The sequence below is a fragment of the Mycobacterium sp. BMJ-28 genome (assembly GCF_054404835.1).
Genome location: NZ_CM136783.1, coordinates 2,912,975 through 2,932,482 on the forward strand (window position 1 = coordinate 2,912,975; position 19,508 = coordinate 2,932,482).

Annotated in this window: 22 protein-coding genes; 11 read left to right on the forward strand and 11 right to left on the reverse strand. The window is 68.8% G+C overall.

The features are described 5' to 3' along the window. Window positions 1-10: 10 nt before the first annotated feature. Complete coding sequence (locus ACXPWS_RS14390; RefSeq protein WP_458713064.1) at window positions 11-709, reverse strand: cysteine hydrolase family protein; 699 nt, start codon at window positions 707-709, stop codon at window positions 11-13. Next, a complete protein-coding gene (locus tag ACXPWS_RS14395) occupies window positions 706-2,103 on the reverse strand; it encodes an allophanate hydrolase (protein ID WP_458713065.1) in 1,398 nt (465 codons plus the stop codon). Before ACXPWS_RS14395 ends, ACXPWS_RS14390 begins: the two co-directional genes overlap by 4 nt. 124 nt (window positions 2,104-2,227) lie before the next feature. Between ACXPWS_RS14395 and ACXPWS_RS14400 the strand changes: the two genes are divergently transcribed. Continuing rightward, the gene (locus ACXPWS_RS14400) at window positions 2,228-2,851 is read left to right on the forward strand and encodes a PaaI family thioesterase (RefSeq protein ID WP_458713066.1); all 624 of its coding nucleotides are present in this window, start codon (window positions 2,228-2,230) and stop codon (window positions 2,849-2,851) included. Here ACXPWS_RS14400 and ACXPWS_RS14405 read toward each other — a convergent pair. After that, on the reverse strand, window positions 2,823-4,841 hold the full coding sequence (locus ACXPWS_RS14405; RefSeq protein WP_458713067.1) for an FUSC family protein: 2,019 nt from the start codon (window positions 4,839-4,841) through the stop codon (window positions 2,823-2,825). The genes ACXPWS_RS14400 and ACXPWS_RS14405 overlap by 29 nt on opposite strands. An 86-nt stretch (window positions 4,842-4,927) precedes the next feature. Between ACXPWS_RS14405 and ACXPWS_RS14410 the strand changes: the two genes are divergently transcribed. Both ACXPWS_RS14410 and ACXPWS_RS14415 read left to right on the forward strand, forming a co-directional pair. After that, window positions 4,928-5,638, forward strand: a complete 711-nt coding sequence (locus tag ACXPWS_RS14410; RefSeq protein WP_458713068.1) for an EthD domain-containing protein — start codon at window positions 4,928-4,930, stop codon at window positions 5,636-5,638. After that, a complete protein-coding gene (locus ACXPWS_RS14415; protein ID WP_458713069.1) occupies window positions 5,635-6,390 on the forward strand; it encodes an enoyl-CoA hydratase/isomerase family protein in 756 nt (251 codons plus the stop codon). Before ACXPWS_RS14410 ends, ACXPWS_RS14415 begins: the two co-directional genes overlap by 4 nt. A gap of 5 nt (window positions 6,391-6,395) precedes the next feature. Here the strand turns inward: ACXPWS_RS14415 and ACXPWS_RS14420 are convergent, their stop codons facing one another. Together ACXPWS_RS14420 and ACXPWS_RS14425 are read right to left on the reverse strand one after the other, a co-directional pair. Beyond that, a complete protein-coding gene (locus tag ACXPWS_RS14420) occupies window positions 6,396-6,581 on the reverse strand; it encodes a (2Fe-2S)-binding protein (RefSeq protein ID WP_458713070.1) in 186 nt (61 codons plus the stop codon). A 4-nt stretch (window positions 6,582-6,585) separates the two neighbouring features. Continuing rightward, on the reverse strand, window positions 6,586-7,221 hold the full coding sequence (locus ACXPWS_RS14425) for a fatty-acid--CoA ligase (RefSeq protein ID WP_458713071.1): 636 nt from the start codon (window positions 7,219-7,221) through the stop codon (window positions 6,586-6,588). A gap of 261 nt (window positions 7,222-7,482) precedes the next feature. Between ACXPWS_RS14425 and bfr the strand changes: the two genes are divergently transcribed. The 4 genes from bfr to ACXPWS_RS14445 all read left to right on the forward strand — a co-directional run bounded on the left by bfr (window position 7,483) and on the right by ACXPWS_RS14445 (window position 11,081). Further along, window positions 7,483-7,962 (forward strand): bacterioferritin, encoded by a 480-nt coding sequence (gene bfr / locus ACXPWS_RS14430; protein ID WP_458713072.1) that lies wholly within the window; start codon window positions 7,483-7,485, stop codon window positions 7,960-7,962. Between the two features lie 116 nt (window positions 7,963-8,078). Further along, entirely contained in the window at window positions 8,079-10,121 is a 2,043-nt protein-coding gene (locus tag ACXPWS_RS14435; RefSeq protein WP_458713073.1) for an MDR family MFS transporter, read from the forward strand. Between the two features lie 46 nt (window positions 10,122-10,167). Further along, complete coding sequence (locus tag ACXPWS_RS14440; RefSeq protein WP_458713074.1) at window positions 10,168-10,650, forward strand: carboxymuconolactone decarboxylase family protein; 483 nt, start codon at window positions 10,168-10,170, stop codon at window positions 10,648-10,650. 5 nt (window positions 10,651-10,655) lie between these two features. Then, window positions 10,656-11,081: a hypothetical protein gene (locus ACXPWS_RS14445; RefSeq protein WP_458713075.1), complete on the forward strand. Its 426-nt coding sequence runs from the start codon at window positions 10,656-10,658 to the stop codon at window positions 11,079-11,081. Here ACXPWS_RS14445 and ACXPWS_RS14450 read toward each other — a convergent pair. From ACXPWS_RS14450 to ACXPWS_RS14470, 5 genes are all read right to left on the reverse strand, one after another. Next, a complete protein-coding gene (locus tag ACXPWS_RS14450; RefSeq protein WP_458713076.1) occupies window positions 11,032-11,877 on the reverse strand; it encodes a cytochrome c biogenesis CcdA family protein in 846 nt (281 codons plus the stop codon). The genes ACXPWS_RS14445 and ACXPWS_RS14450 overlap by 50 nt on opposite strands. After that, window positions 11,878-12,366, reverse strand: a complete 489-nt coding sequence (locus ACXPWS_RS14455) for a protein disulfide oxidoreductase (protein WP_458713077.1) — start codon at window positions 12,364-12,366, stop codon at window positions 11,878-11,880. Window positions 12,367-12,403: 37 nt separating this feature from the next. Beyond that, the gene (locus tag ACXPWS_RS14460; RefSeq protein WP_458713078.1) at window positions 12,404-12,847 is read right to left on the reverse strand and encodes a nuclear transport factor 2 family protein; all 444 of its coding nucleotides are present in this window, start codon (window positions 12,845-12,847) and stop codon (window positions 12,404-12,406) included. Continuing rightward, complete coding sequence (locus tag ACXPWS_RS14465) at window positions 12,837-14,645, reverse strand: N-acyl-D-amino-acid deacylase family protein (RefSeq protein WP_458713540.1); 1,809 nt, start codon at window positions 14,643-14,645, stop codon at window positions 12,837-12,839. Before ACXPWS_RS14465 ends, ACXPWS_RS14460 begins: the two co-directional genes overlap by 11 nt. A gap of 101 nt (window positions 14,646-14,746) precedes the next feature. Further along, on the reverse strand, window positions 14,747-15,661 hold the full coding sequence (locus tag ACXPWS_RS14470) for an SDR family oxidoreductase (protein WP_458713079.1): 915 nt from the start codon (window positions 15,659-15,661) through the stop codon (window positions 14,747-14,749). A gap of 100 nt (window positions 15,662-15,761) precedes the next feature. On the opposite strand from ACXPWS_RS14470, the gene ACXPWS_RS14475 reads away from it, so the two are divergent. From ACXPWS_RS14475 to ACXPWS_RS14490, 4 genes are all read left to right on the forward strand, one after another. After that, entirely contained in the window at window positions 15,762-16,673 is a 912-nt protein-coding gene (locus ACXPWS_RS14475; RefSeq protein WP_458713080.1) for a dienelactone hydrolase family protein, read from the forward strand. A 79-nt stretch (window positions 16,674-16,752) separates the two neighbouring features. After that, window positions 16,753-17,865: a glycosyltransferase gene (locus ACXPWS_RS14480; protein WP_458713081.1), complete on the forward strand. Its 1,113-nt coding sequence runs from the start codon at window positions 16,753-16,755 to the stop codon at window positions 17,863-17,865. A 9-nt stretch (window positions 17,866-17,874) separates the two neighbouring features. Beyond that, the gene (locus tag ACXPWS_RS14485; RefSeq protein WP_458713082.1) at window positions 17,875-18,567 is read left to right on the forward strand and encodes a YoaK family protein; all 693 of its coding nucleotides are present in this window, start codon (window positions 17,875-17,877) and stop codon (window positions 18,565-18,567) included. A 14-nt stretch (window positions 18,568-18,581) separates the two neighbouring features. Beyond that, window positions 18,582-18,980, forward strand: coding sequence for a hypothetical protein (locus tag ACXPWS_RS14490; protein ID WP_458713083.1), 399 nt, complete (start codon window positions 18,582-18,584; stop codon window positions 18,978-18,980). Here ACXPWS_RS14490 and ACXPWS_RS14495 read toward each other — a convergent pair. Then, complete coding sequence (locus ACXPWS_RS14495; protein ID WP_458713084.1) at window positions 18,890-19,486, reverse strand: winged helix-turn-helix domain-containing protein; 597 nt, start codon at window positions 19,484-19,486, stop codon at window positions 18,890-18,892. The two genes, ACXPWS_RS14490 and ACXPWS_RS14495, sit on opposite strands and share 91 nt — an antisense overlap. Window positions 19,487-19,508: the final 22 nt, after the last annotated feature.

Consider the following 19,508-nt stretch of genomic DNA (forward strand, 5'->3'; position numbering starts at 1 on the left):
GTGAGCCTCCCTAGACCTGTGAGGAGATGTGCGTGCCGAGTTGCTGCAGTGCGGGAATGACCGCGGCGGTATCTGCGACCCACCCGAAGATGCCCCCCTGGGCCTTGATCATTTCCAGCCCCACCCGCTGAAAATCCGGGAAATACGAACCGACACAATCGGATACCACCAGGCATTCGTAGCCCCGGTCGTTGGCTTCCCTGGTGGTGGTGTGCACGCACACCTCGGTGGTGACGCCGGTGATCAGCAACTGGGTGATGCCCGCACCGGTCAGCACGTCCTGCAGTTCGGTGGCGTAGAACGCGCCCTTGCCGGGCTTGTCGATCACCACCTCGCCGTCGACGGGTGCCAACTCGTCGACGATGTCGTGGCCGTATTCGCCACGGATGAGGATGCGCCCGTATCTGCCCGGGTCGCCGATGCGCTGCGACGGCAGACCGCGATTGAGCTTGGCCGGCGGGCAGTCGGACAGATCGGGTCGGTGGCCTTCCCTGGTGTGGATCACCGGGACACCGGCCTCGCGGGCCGCGGCGATCAACGCCGCCAGCGGCGGAACCACCTTCAGCAATTGGTGCACATCATTGCCCAGGCTCTCGCCGAACCCGCCGGGCAGCAGGAAATCGCGTTGCATGTCGATGACGATCAGCGCCGTGCGTCCCGGCACCAGCGCGAACACCGACGGCTCGGCGGGCACCGCGACACTGGTCATACCTGCTCCTTGATGGTTGACACGGCGGCGGGGGCGGTGGGTCTCGGTTCATCGAGGATCTGGGCGGCCAACGTCAGTGCGGTGTCGTCGCTGAGCGCCGCGCCCAGCAGCATGGCGCTGAAGGGCCTGCCGTCGCTGGTCACCCCGAGCGGCACGGCGACACCGGTCAGGTCGAGCAGATTGCCGAAATGTGTGTAGTGGCCCAAAACCGTATTGCAGCCGATGGGGTTGTGCTGCACCTGCTCGACGGTGAACGTGGTGCCGATGGTCGGTACCACCAAGACGTCCATGCCCCGCCACAGCCGGCCCACTTCGGCCTTCAGATCCTGTAGCTTCTGCAGCGCGGCGAACGCGTCGACCGCGGTGTAGCCCAACCCGCTGCGGAAGATGTCGCGCACCACAGGGTGTATCGAATCGGGTTGGGCGGCAAGGAAATCACCGAACTCGACCAGGCGCTCGGCCACCCACGGGCCCTGGTACAACAGCGCGCCCGCGGCCAGGAACGGCGCAAGGGACACCTCGACGACAACGGCCTGGCGTTCCAGCTGTTCCCGGAAGCCCAGATGCGCCGCGCGCATGGCGTCATCCCCGAAGAACTCCAGCTCGGCGACCGGCGGCAGGCCGACCCGGATGGGTGCGCCGCCGTGGCGCGGGCCGCGGTCCCGTGACCATGCGTCGGCGTCGTCGCGGCCGGCCATCACGTCGAACACCCGGTCCACGTCGTCGATGCAGCCCGCCATCACGCTCAGGCAATCCAGCGACTTGCAGGCCGGCACCAATCCGACGGTGCTGATCAGTCCACGGGAGGGCTTGAAGCCCACCACGCCGTTGAGGGCGGCGGGTACCCGGCCCGAGCCCGCGGTGTCGGTGGCCACCGCGAACGGCACCTGGCCCAGCGCGACGGCCAGCGCGGATCCCGAGCTGGACCCGCCCGAGATGAGTTCGCCGCCGAATACGCTGCGCGGCACGGTGTAAGGGGTGCGGGTGCCGTTGAGGCCGGTGGCGAACTGGTCCAGATTGGTCTTGCCGACATAGAGCGCACCCGCGTCGAGCAGCCGCTGCACGGCGGGTGCGGTGCGTTCGGCGATATAGGCGTAGTCGGGGCAGGACAGTGTGGTGGGTACTCCGGCGACGTCGATGCTGTCCTTCACCCCGAACGGCACCCCGTACAGCGGAAGTGTCCGTGCGCCGGGCCGATTCTCGATCTCGGCGGCGGCGGCCAGCAGTTCGTCGCGGGGCACCCGCGACAGCCACGTGCCGTCGTCACCGCGGGCGGCGATGGCATCGGCGACGCGGGCCGCCGTCTTGACCGGGGAACCGGTGCCGCCGGCATGTGAGTCGAGGATCTCGGCGATCGACGGACCGATCGACGGTCCGTGCACGTCTGTTCCCATGCCTGTCGATTGTCACCAGGATGATGGCGTTCGCGGTACGCCTGTGTGTCGATCGTGTTATTGCTGCACGTCTGGACCTGGCCCGGGGCTCGACAGCACACCTAGAACGTGTTCTAGTTCTTCAATGCTGGACTTCACCCTCGAGGACCTCAGTGCTGAGGACGTCGAGCGCTTGCGCACCATCTACCGGCCGCTGACCGAGTCGGTGCGCGAGCTGATCGACGCCACCATCCGATCGGCGGCGCCCGCGGAGGTGGTCGCCGCGGCCACCGCACAGATCCAGGCGGTGACCGCGGCGCTGCGCACCGAGCAGCTCGACGGTCCGTTCGGGGTCCGGTTCACCACGCACGGCGACCGGATGCCCTGGGGCAACGCGGTCGTCGGGCTGCGCAACCCGATCGCGCCGCCGCTGTCGGTGCAGCGCAACGACGACGGCTCCGTGTTCGCCGATTTCACCTTGGGCGCGGCCTATGAGGGTCCGCCGGGGCATGTGCACGGCGGGGTGGCCGCGCTGCTGCTCGATCACGTGCTCGGTGAGTCGGCCAGTCCGGCCACCAGTCCACGGCTGACCGGCACCATCAGCATCCGCTATCTGCGACCGACACCGCTGGGTGCGCTGCGCATCGAGGCCGGGATCGTGCGGACCGAAGGGGTCAAGACGTTCGCGGCGGGGATGATCTCCGACGCCCAGGGCCCGACGGTGCAGGCCGAGGGCGTGTTCATCCGGCCGAAGTGGGCCAGGGACTGACCGCCGGGTTTTCCGCTGCGATGTCGACCACCATCCGGGTGATGGTGGCGAGCTCGGCGACCAACACGCGGGCGGGGCCGTGCTCCCGGCGCAGTAATGCAGCGGCGTCGCGCACCGCGACGGCGGCCGCGGTCAGCTGCTCGGCGTCCACCCGCCAGGGTGCGGCCGGTGTGGCCGGATTGCCCATCAGCGCTTTGACGTAACCGTCGATGGCACTGATGAATTCACGGTCCAGGGTGGGTGACGGGTGCGCCGGCAGGGTGGCTTCCAATGTCGCGCAACTGGTGGTGACGGCATTCAGTGAGGCACGGTAGGGGCCCAACCACCGCCGTATCGCCGGCTCTTCGGTCTTGGTCGCGCCGGCGGCGGCTTCGAACGCGGTGCGGGCGCTGGCCGCGCGCTGCCAGGCGGCCGACAAGGTCTCGGCGGGATGGTCGACCTCGTGCACGAAGGCCCTGATCACCGTGGCGGCGTAGTCGACCTCGGTTTTCAGTAGCTCGCCGGCCCGCTGACGTAGCCGGACCAGCGCGTTGTCGGGCAGTCCGACGTGCACGATCACCGCAAGCGCGCCGCCGACGACGGTCGCCAGCCAGCGTTGTTCGACGGTTCCGGCGTCGACGTGCCCGCTCACGTCGAGCAGGAAGATGATCGCGGCCGCCAGCGCCGCGCTGACCGCGACATAGCCGAATTCTGTTGCCGAATAGGCAATTCCGAGGAATATCACGGCCAGTGCGGCCGCCGCGGGACCGCCGGGGTGCAGCAGCGCGGTGAAGGTGGAGGCGCCGACCACCCCGACGGCATTACCGGTGATCCGCCCGATGCACCGGGTATAGGTGTGCGCGGTCTCCGGGCGCAGCACCATCAGCACCGTCACCGTGATCCAGTAACCGTGTTCGGCGCCGGCCGCGTGGGCGATCGCCACCCCGGCGGTGCAGGCGACCGCCAGCCGGACGGCGTGCCGGAAGATGGGGGAGCTCCAGCGCAGCTGTGCCCGGACCAGCCCGGTCGCCGCCGCCCAGGAATGCGGAAGGCCGGGACGCCGGAGCTGCGCGACCTGTTCGGGTTCGAACTGCCCGAAGCGCAGTTCGACTGCCTCCGCTAGCTGACGGCTCAGCCGTTGGGCCACCGTTGCGGTCGTGCCGTCCAGCGCATCGGCGGTGGTGTCCATCCTGGCCAGAGCGGGTGCGATCGCGCGCCGCGGCGTGCGGCGGGCAATGATCTCGAGCAGGTCGGCCGCGGCCCGTAAGGCGTCGGCGGCGGCCTCGTTGCGGGTCCCGTCGCGCCCGAGGGCGCTCAGAGTGACCGCGATCCGCTCCGGTAGTCCGTACCAGCCCCGGTAGGCCGGTGGCCGGCGCCGCGCCTGGGACTCGGTGAGCGTGAAGGCCTCCCGCAGCCGGATCAGCGGCTGCCGGTCGACCTGGGCGTCCGGTTCGGTGGCCAGCCGCCGGGCGTCGGCCCCCAGTGATCGGTAGGCGCGGGTCAGTGCCTCGCGCTGAGCACGCCACCGCCGCTGCGGCCACACGGCGATCAGGACCGCCTGGGCCAGCCCGCCGAGCAGGGCCAGCGCGCTCGACGTCAGCACCGCGCCGGTACTGCCTGCGATCGGGGACGCGGTGACGAGCAGCACGGCGGCACCGGCGGCGACCATGCCGGCGTTGGCGCTCAGCGCCCATTGCATGCCGGCCAGAAAGCACCACGCCGCGACGACCGCGAGGAACACCGGCGTCCACTCCGCGGTGAATCCACCGACTGCCACCGCCAGTGCCATTTCCAGCGACACGGCGGTGACGAGCGCTATCCGGCTGCGCGGACTGTCCTGTAACGCGGTGGCGCCGGCCATCGCCGCGGCGCCACCGGCGGCGATGGCCGCCCCCGATGAATCGAGATACAGCGCCGCGGTGGCCACCGCCAGCACGCCGAGCAGGCTGCGCGCCACCGCGCCGAACTCATACAGCGTCAGCCCGAGGGCGCCGCCGCGCGCCTTGCTCATCCGGTCATTCTCGTACGCTTGCGCGTCCAACCGGGGGAACCGCGACAAACCGGGATTCGCGTCATCCGGGTTGTTATTTTCGACCGATGGAAAAGGTGATGATCACATTGCGGCGCGGCGCGGCGGACGAGCAGTGGTGTCAGCGGTTGCGCACCACGGTCGCCGCCGGCCTGTCCGAACTGGATTTGGCCGGATTGACGGTCAACGTCCGGGATGACGCGGTGCGGGCCTCGATGATGACGCTCACCACGCTGGACCCGCCCGTCGTCGCGGTGCTCAGCATCTGGACCCAGCAGTACTACGGTGCGGCCATGGCGACGGCGCTGAACCTGCTGTCCGCCGAATGCGATTGTCTGGCAGCCTATCTGGTGACCGAGTCGGTGCCGATGCCCGGCCCGGCCGGGCAGTCGAGCGCGCGCACCCCCGGCCTGGCCAATATCGCGCTGTTGCGCAGGCCCGCCGATCTGGACCAGGGCACCTGGCTCACCCGCTGGCATGTCGACCACACGCCGGTGGCCATCGCCACCCAGGCCACGTTCGGATACACCCAGAACACCGTGGTGCGTGCCCTCACCGACGGCGCCCCGCGCATCGACGCCATCGTCGAAGAGCTGTTCCCGATCGAGGCGGTGTCCGATCTGCACGCGTTCTTCGGGGCGGCCGACGACGCGGATCTGGGTGACCGGATGGGGCGGATGGCCGCCAGTGTCGCGAGGTTCGGCGCGGACCGCGATATCGACACGGTGCCCACCAGTCGTTATCAGTTGTGGGCCCCGGCGCATACGCTGTCGCCGTGACACTTTTGATCTCGGATGACAACCGGGTCCGCACGCTGACCCTGAACCGGCCTGAGGCGCTCAACGCGTTCAGCGAGGCGCTCTACGACGCCACCACCGAGGCGCTGCTGGCCGCGGCCGAGGACCCCGAGGTGTCCGTCGTGCTGCTGACCGGGGCCGGCCGCGCCTTCAGCGCGGGCAACGACCTGGTGGAGATGCAACGGCTGGTCACCGACCCCGATTATCAGCCCGGCAAGTACGGCTTCAGGGGCATGATCGAGGCACTGGCGGCCTTCCCGAAACCGTTCATCTGCGCGGTCAACGGTGTCGGGCTGGGGATCGGTGCCACCATCCTGGGGTACGCCGATCTGGCCTTCATGTCCGCCACCGCGCGACTGAAGTGCCCGTTCACCAGCCTGGGCGTGCCGCCGGAGGCGGCCTCGTCGTACCTGCTGCCGCGGCTGATCGGCCGGCAGAACGCCGCCTGGCTGCTGCTGTCCTCGGAGTGGATCGATGCCGCCGAGGCGCAGCGGATGGGTTTGGTGTTCAAGGTGTGTGAGCCCGACGAACTGCTGGCCGAGGCGCGCAGGCACGCCGACGTACTGGCCTCGCGTCCGCTGAACAGTCTGCTGGCGGTGAAGAACACCATGCTGGAACCGATCCGGCCGGGGATCGCGGCGGCCAGTGAGCGGGAGAACGCGCTGTTCGCCGAATTGCTGGGCCAGGCCGCCAATGTCGACGCGCTGGCGTCGTTCGTGGACAAGCGGGGCTGACGCGCCTACCGGGCCGCGTGCACGGGACATTCGCGGGACGCGGCGAGCATCGCGCGCAGCGTCCGGCGGCACCGGCCGCAGTCCGAGCCAGCCCCGCAGGCCTCGGCGATCTGCTTGGACGTGGTGGCCCCCGCGGCCACCGCGTCGTTCACCGCCTGGGTGGTGGCGCCGGTACACAGACAGACGAACATCGGCTCAGATCCCCACCGTCATGAGATGGGCGAACTTCCCGACGAACAGCGACGGGTAGGCCCCGAAACCGGCCTGCGACATCCACTCCGCCGCGGCGTCGGGATGGTCGATCCAGCGGCGTGCGCTGAGTTCGTCGGCGATCTCCTGCAGGATGAGCACCTCGTGCCCGTCGTCGAATGCGTGGTACACCCAGATCTTGCGGACACCGGACTGCCGGAACCGGTCGGCCGCCCCGTGCACCTTGACCATCAGGTCCTCGACGCTGTCCACCGTGGTGACCACACCGACGATCACCCCGGCGACGGATTCGTCGGCGTCGTCGGGGTCGGGTTCGTACAGGTCGATCTTCTCGACGACCTCGCCGGCGAAGACCGCCGGAATATCGTCGACGCCGGAGATGTCGAAAAGGTCGAATATCGCGGGTGAGCGCAATACCTCGCGCACCGAATTCGGATGTGAGATGCCGATGGTGACCAGAATTCTTCCGGGTTCCCAGATCGACTTGTACAGAACGACGTGGTGGGCATCGATATTCGCCAGCGACTGCTGACGCCCTTTCAGGGAATCCCACATCGATTCTGGGTCGGCGACGCGATAATCGGCGGCCAGGATGAGCGAATGCAAATGATATTCGCCCATTCGGCACCCTCTCCGTCCCTGCGCCGGTCCGGACATCCGGCGGCGCCGCTCACAAGTAAGGGAAGTGTAGCCTTAGTTAGGGCAGGCAGTCCATTGAAACTGCTCTGACTAGGGTTAGCCTCACCTACGGAGTGTCGGGACTTGCTGTGGATCGGCCGGAATCGCCGCCGAAGCACTCGCCGCCACGACCGGCCTGGACTAGATTCGGATGCGCACGGCAATAGCAACACTTGACCAGCCCTCAAGGTGCTTAGGAGCGATATGCAAGGCGATCCGGAAGTTCTCAAACTGCTCAATGAGCAATTGACCAGTGAACTCACGGCGATCAACCAATATTTCCTGCATTCGAAGATGCAAGACAATTGGGGATTCTCCGAACTAGCGCAACACACGCGCGAAGAATCCATTGAAGAAATGCACCACGCGGAATGGATCACCGACCGAATTCTGCTTCTCGACGGGCTCCCGAATTACCAGCGGTTGTTCTCGCTGCGCGTTGGCCAGACGCTGCGTGAGCAGTTCGAGGCCGACCTCGCGATCGAGTACGAGGTGGTGGCCCGGCTGCGGCCCGGCGTCATCATGTGCCGCGAGAAGCAGGATGCCGTGTCCGCCAAGCTCTTCGAGGACATCCTGGCCGACGAGGAGAAGCACATCGATTACCTGGAAACGCAGCTGGAACTGATGGACAAGCTCGGTGAGGCGCTGTACTCGGCGCAATGCGTCGCGCGTCCGCCCAAATAGGTAATCCCGGCTCCGGTCGACCGCCGGCCACCGACGTACTGTCGGCGGCCGGCGGTCGCGTATATTCGGTAGCTAAGCTAAGAGTTATTCGGTCGGGGTGAACAGGGGAGGGCACCATGACCGAGGCACCCGTACGGACGGACATCGACGGGTCGGGCGCGATCGGCCTGCGCCGACGCAACATCGTCTTCGTCGCCGTCCTGCTGGGCATGCTGCTCGCGGCGCTCGACCAGACCATCGTGGCCACCGCCCTGCCCACCGTCGTCGCCGACCTCGGTGGCGCGGGGCACCAGTCCTGGGTGGTGACCAGCTATCTGCTGGCCTCGACCATCGCCACCGCCATCGTCGGCAAGCTCGGCGACCTGTTCAGCCGCAAGACCGTCTTCCAGACATCCATCGTCTTCTTCCTCGCCGGCTCGGTGTTGTGCGGGCTGGCGCAGTCGATGTCGATGCTCGTCGCGGCGCGGGCCCTGCAGGGGGTCGGCGGCGGCGCGATCATGGTCACCGCGACCGCCGTCATCGCCGAGGTCATCCCGCTGCGTGACCGCGGCCGGTACCAGGGCGCGCTCGGTGCCGTGTTCGGGGTGACGACCGTGATCGGGCCGCTGCTCGGTGGCTTCTTCACCGACCACCTGACCTGGCGGTGGGCGTTCTGGATCAACGTGCCCGTGGCCGTCGTCGTCTTCGCGGTGGCGACGGTGGCCATCCCGGCGCTGGCCGGCCGGGCCAAGCCCGTGATCGACTATGCGGGCATCCTGCTGGTCGGTATCGGCGCGGCCGGTCTGACCCTGGCGACCAGCTGGGGTGGTGCCGAATACCCGTGGTCCTCACCCGTCATCATCGGCTTGTTCGTCGGATCCGCGGCGGCCCTGGCGGCGTTCGTGTGGGTGGAAGCCCGTGCCGCCGAGCCGATTCTGCCGATCAGGCTGTTCGCCAGCCCGGTCTTCACCGTCTGCTGCGTGCTGGCGTTCATCGTCGGATTCGCGATGCTGGGCGCGATGACGTTCCTGCCCACCTTCATGCAATTCGTCGACGGTGTCTCTGCGACCACCTCGGGACTGCGCACCCTGCCGATGGTGGCGGGCATGCTCATCACCTCGATCGGCAGCGGCGCCATCGTGGGCCGCACCGGCAGGTACAAGATCTTCCCGGTCGCAGGCACCGCGGTCATGTCGGTCGCCTTCGTACTGCTGTCCCAGATGGACGCCGGCACGTCGGTGTGGCTGCAGTCGGTGTACCTGTTCCTGCTGGGCACCGGTATCGGCTTGTGCATGCAGGTGCTCGTGCTGGTGGTGCAGAACACCGCCCGCTTCGACGACCTCGGCGTCGCCACCTCCGGTGTGACCTTCTTCCGGACCATCGGCAGCTCGTTCGGTGCGGCCATCTTCGGGTCGTTGTTCGCCAACTTCCTGGCCGGGCGGGTGGGGGAGGCGCTGCTGGCCGGCGCACCGCCGGCCGCAGCGCAGTCGCCGAAAGCGTTGCACGAGTTGCCCGTCGAGGTGGCGGCGCCCATCGTGGACGCCTATGCCGGTGCGCTGGGTCTGGTGTTCCTGTGCGCCGCGCCGGTCGCTGCGGTGGGTTTCGTGGTGTCGCTGTTCCTCAAGGAGATCCCGCTGCGCGAGATCGAGGCGGTATCGGCGGCCGACCTCGGCGACGGTTTCGGCATGCCCGCCATGGAGTCCCCGGACGACATCCTCGAGATGGCGGTCGGCCGGATGTTCCGGGACTCCCCGGAGATCCGGCTGCGCAACCTGGCCGGCAGCAGGGGCTGCGAGCTCGACGTCGCCAGGCTGTGGGCGCTGGTGCAGATCTACCGGCACAGCCAGTCTTTCGGCTCGGCCACCCTGTCCGAGATCGCCGAGAACCGGCGGGTTCCTCCCGAGGTGCTGGAGCCCACCTTCGGACGGCTCGTCGAGACCGGTTACGCGTTGCGCACCGGCGACCGGCTCTGGCTGACCCAGCCGGGTGCCAGCCAGGTGAACGCCGTGACGGCCGCGCTCGTCGGCCGGCTCGTCGAAAAGCTTTCGGAGTCCCCGGATTACCACGGGCGCCCGGACCGGCTGCAGGTCGAAGCCGCACTGGAGCGCATCGCGCATCGGATGCTGGTGCAGCGGGAGTGGATCGACGAGCGGCCCACGCTGATCGCCGCGCACCAGTAAACTAGAACGTGTTCCAATTCCTGGTGATCGGGCGTACCGTGAGGCCATGAGCCGAATCGGAGATTTCGCCGACGATGATGCCGCCGCCTGGGTGCTCAAATCACCCGATATCGGCGTCGCCATGGCCGGCTTCACCAACGCGGTGTACACCAAGAACCGGCTGCCGATGCGGGTGCGCGAGCTGGCCCGGATGGTGATCGCGCTGGACAACGAATGCGTGGTGTGCCAGAACACCCGCGACTCGGACGGCATCGCCGCCGGCGTCGACGAGGACCTCTACGACCATGCGGCGGACTGGCGCAGCTGGCCGGGTTACAGCGCCGCGGAACGGGTGGCGGCCGAGTTCGCCGAGCGGTTCGCCCGTGACCACACCGCGCTGCGCGATGACGAGGACTTCTGGGCCCGCTGTTCGGCCGAGTTCGACGACGAACTGCTGACCGATCTCGCGCTGTCCTGCGCAATGTGGCTGGGGATGGGCCGGATGTTGCGCACCCTCGACATCGGGCAGAGCTGCAAGATCACCCTCTGATCCCGATGGGTGGCGGTGCCGCGACCGCGGCCGCATCGGTGTTCCTCTGGCTCGGCATGGTGCTGGCCATCTCGTTCCTCGAGGCGCCGTTGAAGTTCCGGGCACCCGGTGTCACGCCGGCGATCGGGCTGGGTATCGGCCGTCTGGTGTTCCGGGCCCTCAACACCGTCGAATCGGTGCTCGCGGCCATCATTGCCGTCGCTTTCGCGGTATCCGATCGGCCGGTGGCCGCCGTGGCGGCGGCCGCGACCGCCGCCGCCACCCTGGTGGTGCAACTGCTGGTGGTAAAGCCGCGGCTGACCCGTCGCTCCGACGCCGTACTGGCCGGGCTGGATGCGCCGCGATCGCGCGCCCACTATGCGTACGTCGGCCTCGAGGTGGTCAAAGTGATCGCCCTTGGCGTCGCCGGTATCGCGCTGTTGTCACGGTGAGCACCGCGACGGTCGGCAGCAGCAGGAGCAGGAGCAGCCAATGCTGGTGCACCCAGCCGGCCAGCGCGGACTGCACCCGCCCGGCGGCGGTGATCACCGGGTCCGCCGGGCCGGCCGCCGAGGAGAACAACCGGATCTCGTAGACGCCGTAATACGCCACGTACGCACCCACCAGGACGAGTAGCGCCCCGCCGATCCTGTTGACATAAGGCACGATTCGGCGCATCCGGGCCAGCAGTGCGGCACTGGCCGAGGCCACCGAGACGGCCAGCGCGCCGACCACGACGGCAAAGCCGGTCGCGTACGCGAGATACACCACCGCCGCGTCGCGGACGGACCCGGCGTTGGCCGCGCCCGCGGTCACCGCCAGGAACGGCCCCACCGTGCAGGACAGCGATGCCAGTGCGAAGCCGGCCCCGTAGCCGACCATCGATCCCAGCCGCGCCGTCGGCGCCCACCGTGCACCGGCGCCGACGGGTACCCCGACCCGACGCCCCGCCAGCAGCCACAGGCCCAGCATCAGCAGGGTCACGCCGATGACCACGGTGAGGTAGGGCAGATAACGCTGGATGGTGGAGGCGATCGACACGGCCAAGGCGCCGAAGCCGGCGAAGACCGCCACCACGCCGACGGTCATCGCCGCCGTGGCGGCGAGTGCCCGGACGAACGCGCGGGCGGGACCGCCGTCGCGCTGGACCACCAGTGTCAGATAGGCCGGCAGCATCGCGAAACCGCAGGGATTGAGGGCGGCGACCAGTCCGGCGCTGAACGCCAGCGCAACCAGATCGGTGTCCACTCAGCTCAGCGCGGCGACCCGGTCGGACAATTCCTGTTCGGATATCGCCGAGGTCGGGTTGTTGATGAAAGACGAGGTGCCGTCCCGCTTGACGAACAGGTAGGCCGGCTGCCACGGCACGTTGAACCGGGCCCAGATGGACCCGTCGGCATCGTTGAGATTGGTGAAGCCGAGGTTGTACTTCGAGACGAAGCCCGCCATGGCGGCCACATCGGAACGGGCGGCCACCCCGACGAACGTGACGCCGGGGTTGGCCGCGGCGACCTTGCTGACACTGGGGGCTTCCTGGTTGCAGAACGGGCACCACGGGGTCCAGAACCACAGCACGGCCGGGCGGCCCTGCAGGCTGGCACCGTTGAACGGGGCACCCGATAATGTCGTTCCGGTGAATTGCAGGCGGTCGTCGGCCACGGCCGTCGGTGCGGTGAGCCCGAGCAGCAGCGCGGCGGACGCGATGACGAGACTGAGATGGCGGATTACGGAGGTCATACCCGTTGCACGTACCCGCAGCCGGTCCGGTTCAGTCTCAGATCTGCCCGGTGGCGTCGTAGATCCAGGACATGTCGGAGCGGGCGAGGTCGTCCATCCAGGTCGACGGGGCGAAGTTCACCAGCGCACCCATGTCCCAGTAGTCCTTCCACAGCGTGATCCGGTCATCCTCGACGTGGTGCACGCTGACGAAGCGCAACACCGCCGTCTCCCCGGTACGCCATTCCCAGGTCTCGGAGTGCTCATACATCACGTTGCCGCCGTCGGCGACCAGCAGTCCGTCGTGGTTGACGTAGGACGCCAGCGGATCCAGCCCGATCTTCAGGCGTTTGACGATGTCCTCCGGTCCGCGGGCGGAGGCCGCGGGCCCGACCGGCATGTCGGCGTAGATGCAGTCATCGGCCAGGTACGACTTGACCGACTCCCAGTCCCGCCCGGACAGCGCCTTCCACATTCCGAGCACGGTGTCCTCAACTGACACTGGATAATTCACCTTTCGCGTCGTCTTTCGCGATGGGCAGCGCGGGGGCGCGGTGCGCCGCTCGCAGGAACCGTCCGGTGCGCTGCCTGCCCACCAGTTCGGTCGGCTTGCCTGCGGCGAACACCGTGTGCCCGCCGACCAGCACGGCACGCACGGTGTCCTCATTGCGGTTGACCATCCGAGACAGCCCGTCGTACTGGGCGACGGGGTCCTCGGCGTAGCTCTCCAGGGTGGCATCCAGGTGGGCCGGGTCGATGATCACCACATCGGCGCGATCCCCGATGCGCAGATGACCCGCATCCAGGCGGTACCAGTCGGCCAGTTCGCCGGTCAGCCGGTGCACGGCCGCTTCGACGGTCATGAACGGCCGGCGGGCCTTCTCGGCGTCGTGCACGTGCCGCAGCAGCCGCAGCCCCATGTTGTAGAACGCCATGTTGCGCAGGTGCGCTCCGGCGTCGGAGAAGCCCATCTGGATGCCCGGGTCGCGGGCGAGCTTCTTGAGCACCTCGGGCCGGTGGTTGGAGATGGTGGTGCGCCAGCGCAGCGCCCGGCCGTGTTCGAGCACCAGGTCCAGGAACGCGTCGACCGGGTGCACGCCGCGATCGGTGGCCACCTCGCCGAACGACCGGCCGATCACCGAAGGGTCAGGGCATTCGACGATATCGGCGTCGAAGAAGTCGCGCTGCCAGACCCGTACCCCGAACTTGCTCTCATAGTCCTTGCGGAACTGCTTGCGGTACTCGGGATCACGCAACAGCGCGTGGCGTTCCACCTCGTCGCGCAGGTGCAGTGCGGCGGCGCCGGTGCCGAACTCCTCGAAGACCACCAGGTCGATTCCGTCGGCGTACACCTGGAACGGCACCGGTAGGTGCTGCCAGCGGAAGTTGCCGCCGAGGGCGTTCACCGCCCGGGCCAGCGGGCCCAGGATCTTGACGGCGTAGGGATTGGACTTCACGTCGGCCGCCGAGAGCAGGCTGGTCTTGAGCGGGTTGCGGAACAGGCCGAGCGACTGCGCCAGCTGCGAGGCCAGGTCGAACGGATTGGTGATGTCGGGACCGGACTGCAACACCCGGCCGGTGCGTCGCAGCAGGGCTTTGAGCCTGCGCAGTTCGCGCGGTTTGGCATAGGTGGACGGCAAGGTTCGCGACCGGCACACCTCGCCGTCGATCTTGTCGAAAAGCAGTTGCTGCGAGGACATTCCGACGAATCCGGCATCGAGTGCCTCGGCCAGCATCCGTTCCATCTCGGCCTGCTCGCGGCGGGTGGGCCGCTGCTCGCGGCGGGTCGCCCGGTCCAGGCCCATCACTGCGGTGCGGATGTCCGAATGCCCGAGGAAGGCCGCCACGTTGGGGCCCAGCGGCAACTCCTCCAGCGCATCCACGTACCCCTCGGCGGTAGTCCAGGTCTTGTGGTCGTCGACCGCGGCGATCACGTGTTCGCGCGGGATGGCCTCGACGCGGCCGAACAGGTCACCAGCATCCTCACCTCCGACGTGAATGGTCGACAGCGAACAGGAGCCGAGCATCACCGTCGTCACGCCGTGGCGCAGCGATTCGCCGAGCGCGGGGCCGCCCAGGATCTCCACGTCGTAGTGGGTGTGGATGTCGAGCATCCCCGGCAGCACCCACATGCCCGCGGCGTCGATCACCTGCGGGCACCCGGTGGTATCCAGTTCGTCGGCGCTGATCGCGACGACCTGGCCGGCGCGGATGCCGATGGTGCGCACCGCGGAGGGGGCGCCGGTGCCGTCGAACCAGCGGCCGCCGCGGATGACGGTGTCGAAAGTGGTGCGGGTCACGTTCGTGCTCACCCCGCCATCACAACAGCGCGGCCGGACGGGTGTCAACGAAAATCGTGAACAGATTTCAAAACTTGTCTACAAAGCCAGCCGGTCGGCCGTCATTGCACCGCCCAGGCGTCGGGGCGTCGACCGTCGATATCGGTGAATCCGTATTCGGTGGCCAGCGTGGCCGAGGTGACCGAGCGCTGATTCCACCGCTGCCGATCCGGATCGGCAGCGATCGCCGCCACCCCCCGGCCCACGAAACGGGGAGATTCGGACTGCAGGAAGCCGGGCGGAGCGCACGGGTAGCCGTCGTCGCGGTTCACATCCAGGGCGCGCCGCCAGTCGGCCTCGGAGACGCCGTAGGCGTCCAGCATCATCTCCGAGCGCAACCAGCCCGGGCTGACCGCCACCGCGGTGGCGCCGACCATCTGCAGCTCGTGGCCGTGACTGTAGGCGAGCCGGTTGACGGCGACCTTGGCCAGGTCGTAGAACACTGACAACCGGTAGTTCTCCGCGTTGTATTCGGTTGTCCCGTCGGTCATCTCGACCAGGAGTCCACCCGGCCGGGTGACCAGCAGCGGTAGCAGGCAGTGTGACGTGATCAAGTGGGTGTCGATGCCGAGACGCAGAATGCGCAGCCCATCGTCGAGGTCGTGTTCCCACATCGGCCTGCCCCAGGTCGAGGGCGGACCCTTGAGCACCTCCGCGCCCCACAGGTCGTTGACCAGGATGTCGATCGTCCCGAACTCGGCGCGGACGCGGTGAGCCAGCGCTTGCACCTGGCCGGGATCGAGATGGTCGACCTGGATGGCCAGGCCCGTCCCGCCCAGGCTGGTCACCAGTTCGGCGGTCTGCTCGATCGTCTCGGGACGGTCATAGTCCGATTGGGCGTTGCCTGCGGTGCTGCTGCGGCCGGTGCAGATGACGGTGGCACCCGCCGCACCGAGACCGGCGGCGATACCGCGGCCGGCACCACGGGTCGCGCCCGCGACCACCGCGACCCGGCCACGCAGCGACCCAGCCGTCATCGTCCGAGTATCGCGCGTCGGCGACGGCGCACGCGGTCTTTGCGCAAACCGGTGGCGGACGCGGCGGCGGCGTGCAGGATGGACGGGCATACTCGCGCGGGTGACTCCGATGCAGCGTTACATCGCCGAAGAGATTGCCACCGACCACGTCGACGGACTGATGTCGCGGCGCGAAGCGTTGCGCAGGATGGCGTTGCTCGGCATCGGAACCGGTGCGGCGAGCGCGCTGATCGCAGCCTGCGCCGGCACCAAGGCCCCCGCCCCGGGCACGTCCGGTGCCCGGTCGGACTCACCGGCCCCGGTCGAGCCGCCGCCGGGCTCGGAGCACACCCTGCCCACCGAGCCGGTGAATTGGACCGGTCCGCAAGGGGAGCTGGAAGCGGCCTGGAGTGCGGCCGCCGATCCCAAGGGCGCGGTGCTCGTCGTGCACGAGAACAAGGGACTCAACGACTGGACGCGTTCGGTCGCAGGCCGGTTCGCGGGCAGTGGATATTCGGCGCTGGCCATCGATCTGCTGTCCGGGCAGGGCGGAACCGGTAGCTTCACCGATCCCGCCGCGGCCACCGCCGCGCTGGGCAAGATCCCGGCCGCCGACATGGTGGCCGACCTGAAATCGGGTGTCGACGAGCTGGCCCGGCGCGCACCTGGCGCCAAACTCGCCGCGGTCGGGTTCTGCATGGGTGGCGGGCTGGTCTGGCAACTGCTCGCCGCGGGGGAGCCGCGGCTGGCCGCCGCCGTTCCGTTCTACGGCCCGGCGCCGGACAATCCCGACTTCGGCGCCGCCAAAGGTACTGCCGTACTTGGCTTTTACGGAGCTCTCGATGACCGGGTGACCTCCACCCAGCCCATCGTCAAAGCGGCCCTGGAGAAGGCCGGTCTGGTCCACGACCTGGTCACCGAGCCGGGCGCCAACCACGCGTTCTTCAACGACACCGGGGAGCGTTACAACGCCGCGGCCGCCGCCGACGCGTGGCAGCGCAGCCAGGACTGGTTCGCCAGGTACCTTTCCTGAGTTTGTCGTTCACGCCCCGTTAAGGGACGCGTCGGATGCGCGTGTTCGTCAGCACATGGGCTGCCGATGTGATGGTCGTATGCGAGTTGTCCAGGTCGCGAACTTCTATGGCCCCCGGTCGGGCGGACTGCGGACCGCGGTGGACCGGCTCGGCGCCGAGTACTGCGCGGCCGGCCACGAGGTGTACCTGGTCGTCCCGGGTGCGCACCGGGACCGGCAGGTGTTGCCGTCCGGGGTGGTGCGACTGGCCTTGCCCGCCGCGCTGATCCCGCTCACCGGCGGTTACCGCGCGGTGCTGCCGGGGCCGGTGACCACGCTGTTGGAACAGCTGCGCCCGGACGCGCTGGAGGTGTCCGACCGGCTCACCCTGCGCTCGCTGGGCCCGTGGGGCAGGCGGCACGGCGTCGCGACGGTGATGATCTCCCACGAGCGGCTCGATCGCCTTGTCGGACAACTTCTTCCGCCGCACGCGGCGCGCGGTGTCGCCGACTTCGCCAACCGCCGCACCGCGGCGAACTACGACGCCGTGGTGTGCACCACCGGGTTCGCCCGCGCCGAGTTCGACCGGATCGGGGCCCCCAACGTCGTCACCGTCCCGCTCGGCGTCGACCTCGAGCAGTTCCACCCGAATCGGCGCAGCGCGCAGGTGCGCCGCCGGTGGGCGGCACCGGAACAGACCCTGTTGGTGCACTGTGGCAGGCTCTCGGTGGAAAAGCACGCCCACCGCAGCATCGATACGCTTGCGGCACTGCGACATTCGGGCCTGGATGCCCGACTGGTGGTGGTGGGGGAGGGCCCGCTGCGAGCCCGGTTGCAACGCCAGGCCGCCGGGTTGCCGGTCGACTTCACCGGGTACATCGGGTGCCGGGACACCGTGGCGGGCATCCTGGCCTCCGCCGATGTGGCGCTGGCACCGGGGCCGCACGAAACCTTCGGGCTGGCCGCGCTGGAGGCGTTGGCCTGCGGCACCCCGGCAGTGGTGTCGCGGACATCGGCGCTGGCCGAGATCCTCACCGAGGACAGCGGCGCCACCGCGGACAACGACCCCGCGGCGATCGCCGACGCGGTCGCCACGGTGATCAGCCGTCCCGAGCTGGTGCGCCGGCGCAGCGCGCGCAGTCGCGCCGAGCAGTTCACCTGGCCGCGTTCGGCGGCAGGCATGCTCGACGCGTTGGGTGCGGCCGCCGGGTAGTTTGACGGCATGTCCGATGGGCACGGCGCCGGTGTCGAGGACACCGCGCGCACCCGAACGTTGTGGTTCGCCCTGCTGCTCACCCTGACCAACGGATTCCTGGACGCCTACACCTATTACGCCCGCGGCCATGTGTTCGCCAACGTGCAGACCGGCAATGTCATCTTCTTCGCGCTGGACATCTCGCAGCAACGGGTGGCCGCCGCGCTGGCGCATGTGTGGCCGATCCTGGCCTTCATCGCGGGCGTCGCGGTGGCCGCGCACATCAAGTCCGGCCGCGCCGAACGCCACCTCCCGCACCCGCTGCGGTGGGCGATGGGCGTGCAGGTGGTGGCGCTGGTCATCATCGGATTCGTGCCGGCCTCGGTACCGCACAGCTACGTCACCGTGCCGATCTCGTTCCTGGCGGCGGTGCAGATCGGGCTGTTCCGCAACATCGGCGACCTGGCCTACCTGCCGGTGGCCACCACCGGAAACCTGATGCGATTCGTCGAGGCGGGTTACGACGGGCTGGTCGACCGCAAGCCCGGTGCCCTGCGGGCCTGGGGTATCTATGCCGCGCTCATCGGGGCGTTCGCCGCAGGCGCGGTCATCGGTGCGGTGCTCAGCCGCGCCTGGGCTGTGCACGCCATCTGGGTGGCCGCCGGCATCCTCGCCGCCACGCTGGTGCTGTTCATTGTCGATCGAGACGCCTGGCAGTGACCTAAAATCTACTGATGAGACGTCGCGCCGTTGTTCTTCTGCCGGTCCTGATCGGCGCGTGCCTCACCGGCGCGGGAAGTGCCACCGCCGCCCCCGACCAACCGGGCTGCGCGTACACCTTGTCCCGGCCGTCGGTGACCCAGGTGTCGGGTGTCCCGATGGTGACCGCCGCCGTGGCCGCCGCGGCGTGCAACCGGTCGAACTCCACATTGCAGGTCGCCTGCCTGGAACTGCGCGGTGCCGGCACCGCCCCGCTGTGTGTCAGCAGCGAAGGCCCCGTCGCAGCGCAGGTGTTCTTCTCGCCGTACCGGCCCGGGGCGACCTACGTGGCCAGCGGCCGCGGGTGCGCGGCGGCCGGCAGCCCCACCGTGTCGGTGTGCAATGCCGTCGGGCCGGTGACCGTCACGCTGTGACCTGCCAGCTCGATCAGATCGGCTGAGTCCCAACGGTATCCGGTTCCCCGCACGGTTCGCAGGGCCCGGGCGTAGTGACCGAGCTTGGTGCGCAGCCGTCGCACATGGGTGTCCACCGTGCGCGCCGACACCTTGGGGTCCCGCCACACCTGCACCATCAACTGGTGACGGGAGACCACCCGCCCGCCCCGTTCGGCCAGATACCGGAGCAAGCCGGACTCCCTGCGTGTCAGGTGCAGCGGCACACCGTCCACCCACGCGTCGTTGCGTCCGATGACCAGACCGCCGGGCGCCGCCGCCGGCCCTGGCGAAACGGGCGAGGCGGCGGTGATCTCGGCCGGCCGCACCCGCACACCCGGCACCGACCTGGCAATGATCCTGCCGTACTCGTCGGCCAGCTGTGCGGTCCGCAACGGCAGTTCGACGAACCCGGCGGGCACCTCGAACGTCAGCACCACCCGCACCGTGCCGGCGTCGGCCGGTGACGGGCCGGCGGCTTGGTACATCCCGGCAATGTGACCGGTGTGG

Excerpts from the sequence above, each read along its gene's own strand:
- ACXPWS_RS14435 (WP_458713073.1), top strand. The coding sequence starts at position 8,079 with ATGACCGAGGCACCCGTACGGACGGACATCGACGGGTCGGGCGCGATC.
- ACXPWS_RS14400 (WP_458713066.1), top strand. The coding sequence starts at position 2,228 with ATGCTGGACTTCACCCTCGAGGACCTCAGTGCTGAGGACGTCGAGCGC.
- ACXPWS_RS14495 (WP_458713084.1), bottom strand. The coding sequence starts at position 19,486 with ATGTACCAAGCCGCCGGCCCGTCACCGGCCGACGCCGGCACGGTGCGG.
- ACXPWS_RS14455 (WP_458713077.1), bottom strand. The coding sequence starts at position 12,366 with ATGACCTCCGTAATCCGCCATCTCAGTCTCGTCATCGCGTCCGCCGCG.
- ACXPWS_RS14390 (WP_458713064.1), bottom strand. The coding sequence starts at position 709 with ATGACCAGTGTCGCGGTGCCCGCCGAGCCGTCGGTGTTCGCGCTGGTG.
- ACXPWS_RS14490 (WP_458713083.1), top strand. The coding sequence starts at position 18,582 with ATGAGACGTCGCGCCGTTGTTCTTCTGCCGGTCCTGATCGGCGCGTGC.
- bfr (WP_458713072.1), top strand. The coding sequence starts at position 7,483 with ATGCAAGGCGATCCGGAAGTTCTCAAACTGCTCAATGAGCAATTGACC.
- ACXPWS_RS14420 (WP_458713070.1), bottom strand. The coding sequence starts at position 6,581 with ATGTTCGTCTGTCTGTGTACCGGCGCCACCACCCAGGCGGTGAACGAC.
- ACXPWS_RS14410 (WP_458713068.1), top strand. The coding sequence starts at position 4,928 with ATGGAAAAGGTGATGATCACATTGCGGCGCGGCGCGGCGGACGAGCAG.
- ACXPWS_RS14485 (WP_458713082.1), top strand. The coding sequence starts at position 17,875 with ATGTCCGATGGGCACGGCGCCGGTGTCGAGGACACCGCGCGCACCCGA.
- ACXPWS_RS14480 (WP_458713081.1), top strand. The coding sequence starts at position 16,753 with ATGCGAGTTGTCCAGGTCGCGAACTTCTATGGCCCCCGGTCGGGCGGA.
- ACXPWS_RS14470 (WP_458713079.1), bottom strand. The coding sequence starts at position 15,661 with ATGACGGCTGGGTCGCTGCGTGGCCGGGTCGCGGTGGTCGCGGGCGCG.
- ACXPWS_RS14425 (WP_458713071.1), bottom strand. The coding sequence starts at position 7,221 with ATGGGCGAATATCATTTGCATTCGCTCATCCTGGCCGCCGATTATCGC.
- ACXPWS_RS14395 (WP_458713065.1), bottom strand. The coding sequence starts at position 2,103 with ATGGGAACAGACGTGCACGGACCGTCGATCGGTCCGTCGATCGCCGAG.
- ACXPWS_RS14445 (WP_458713075.1), top strand. The coding sequence starts at position 10,656 with ATGGGTGGCGGTGCCGCGACCGCGGCCGCATCGGTGTTCCTCTGGCTC.
- ACXPWS_RS14440 (WP_458713074.1), top strand. The coding sequence starts at position 10,168 with ATGAGCCGAATCGGAGATTTCGCCGACGATGATGCCGCCGCCTGGGTG.
- ACXPWS_RS14405 (WP_458713067.1), bottom strand. The coding sequence starts at position 4,841 with ATGAGCAAGGCGCGCGGCGGCGCCCTCGGGCTGACGCTGTATGAGTTC.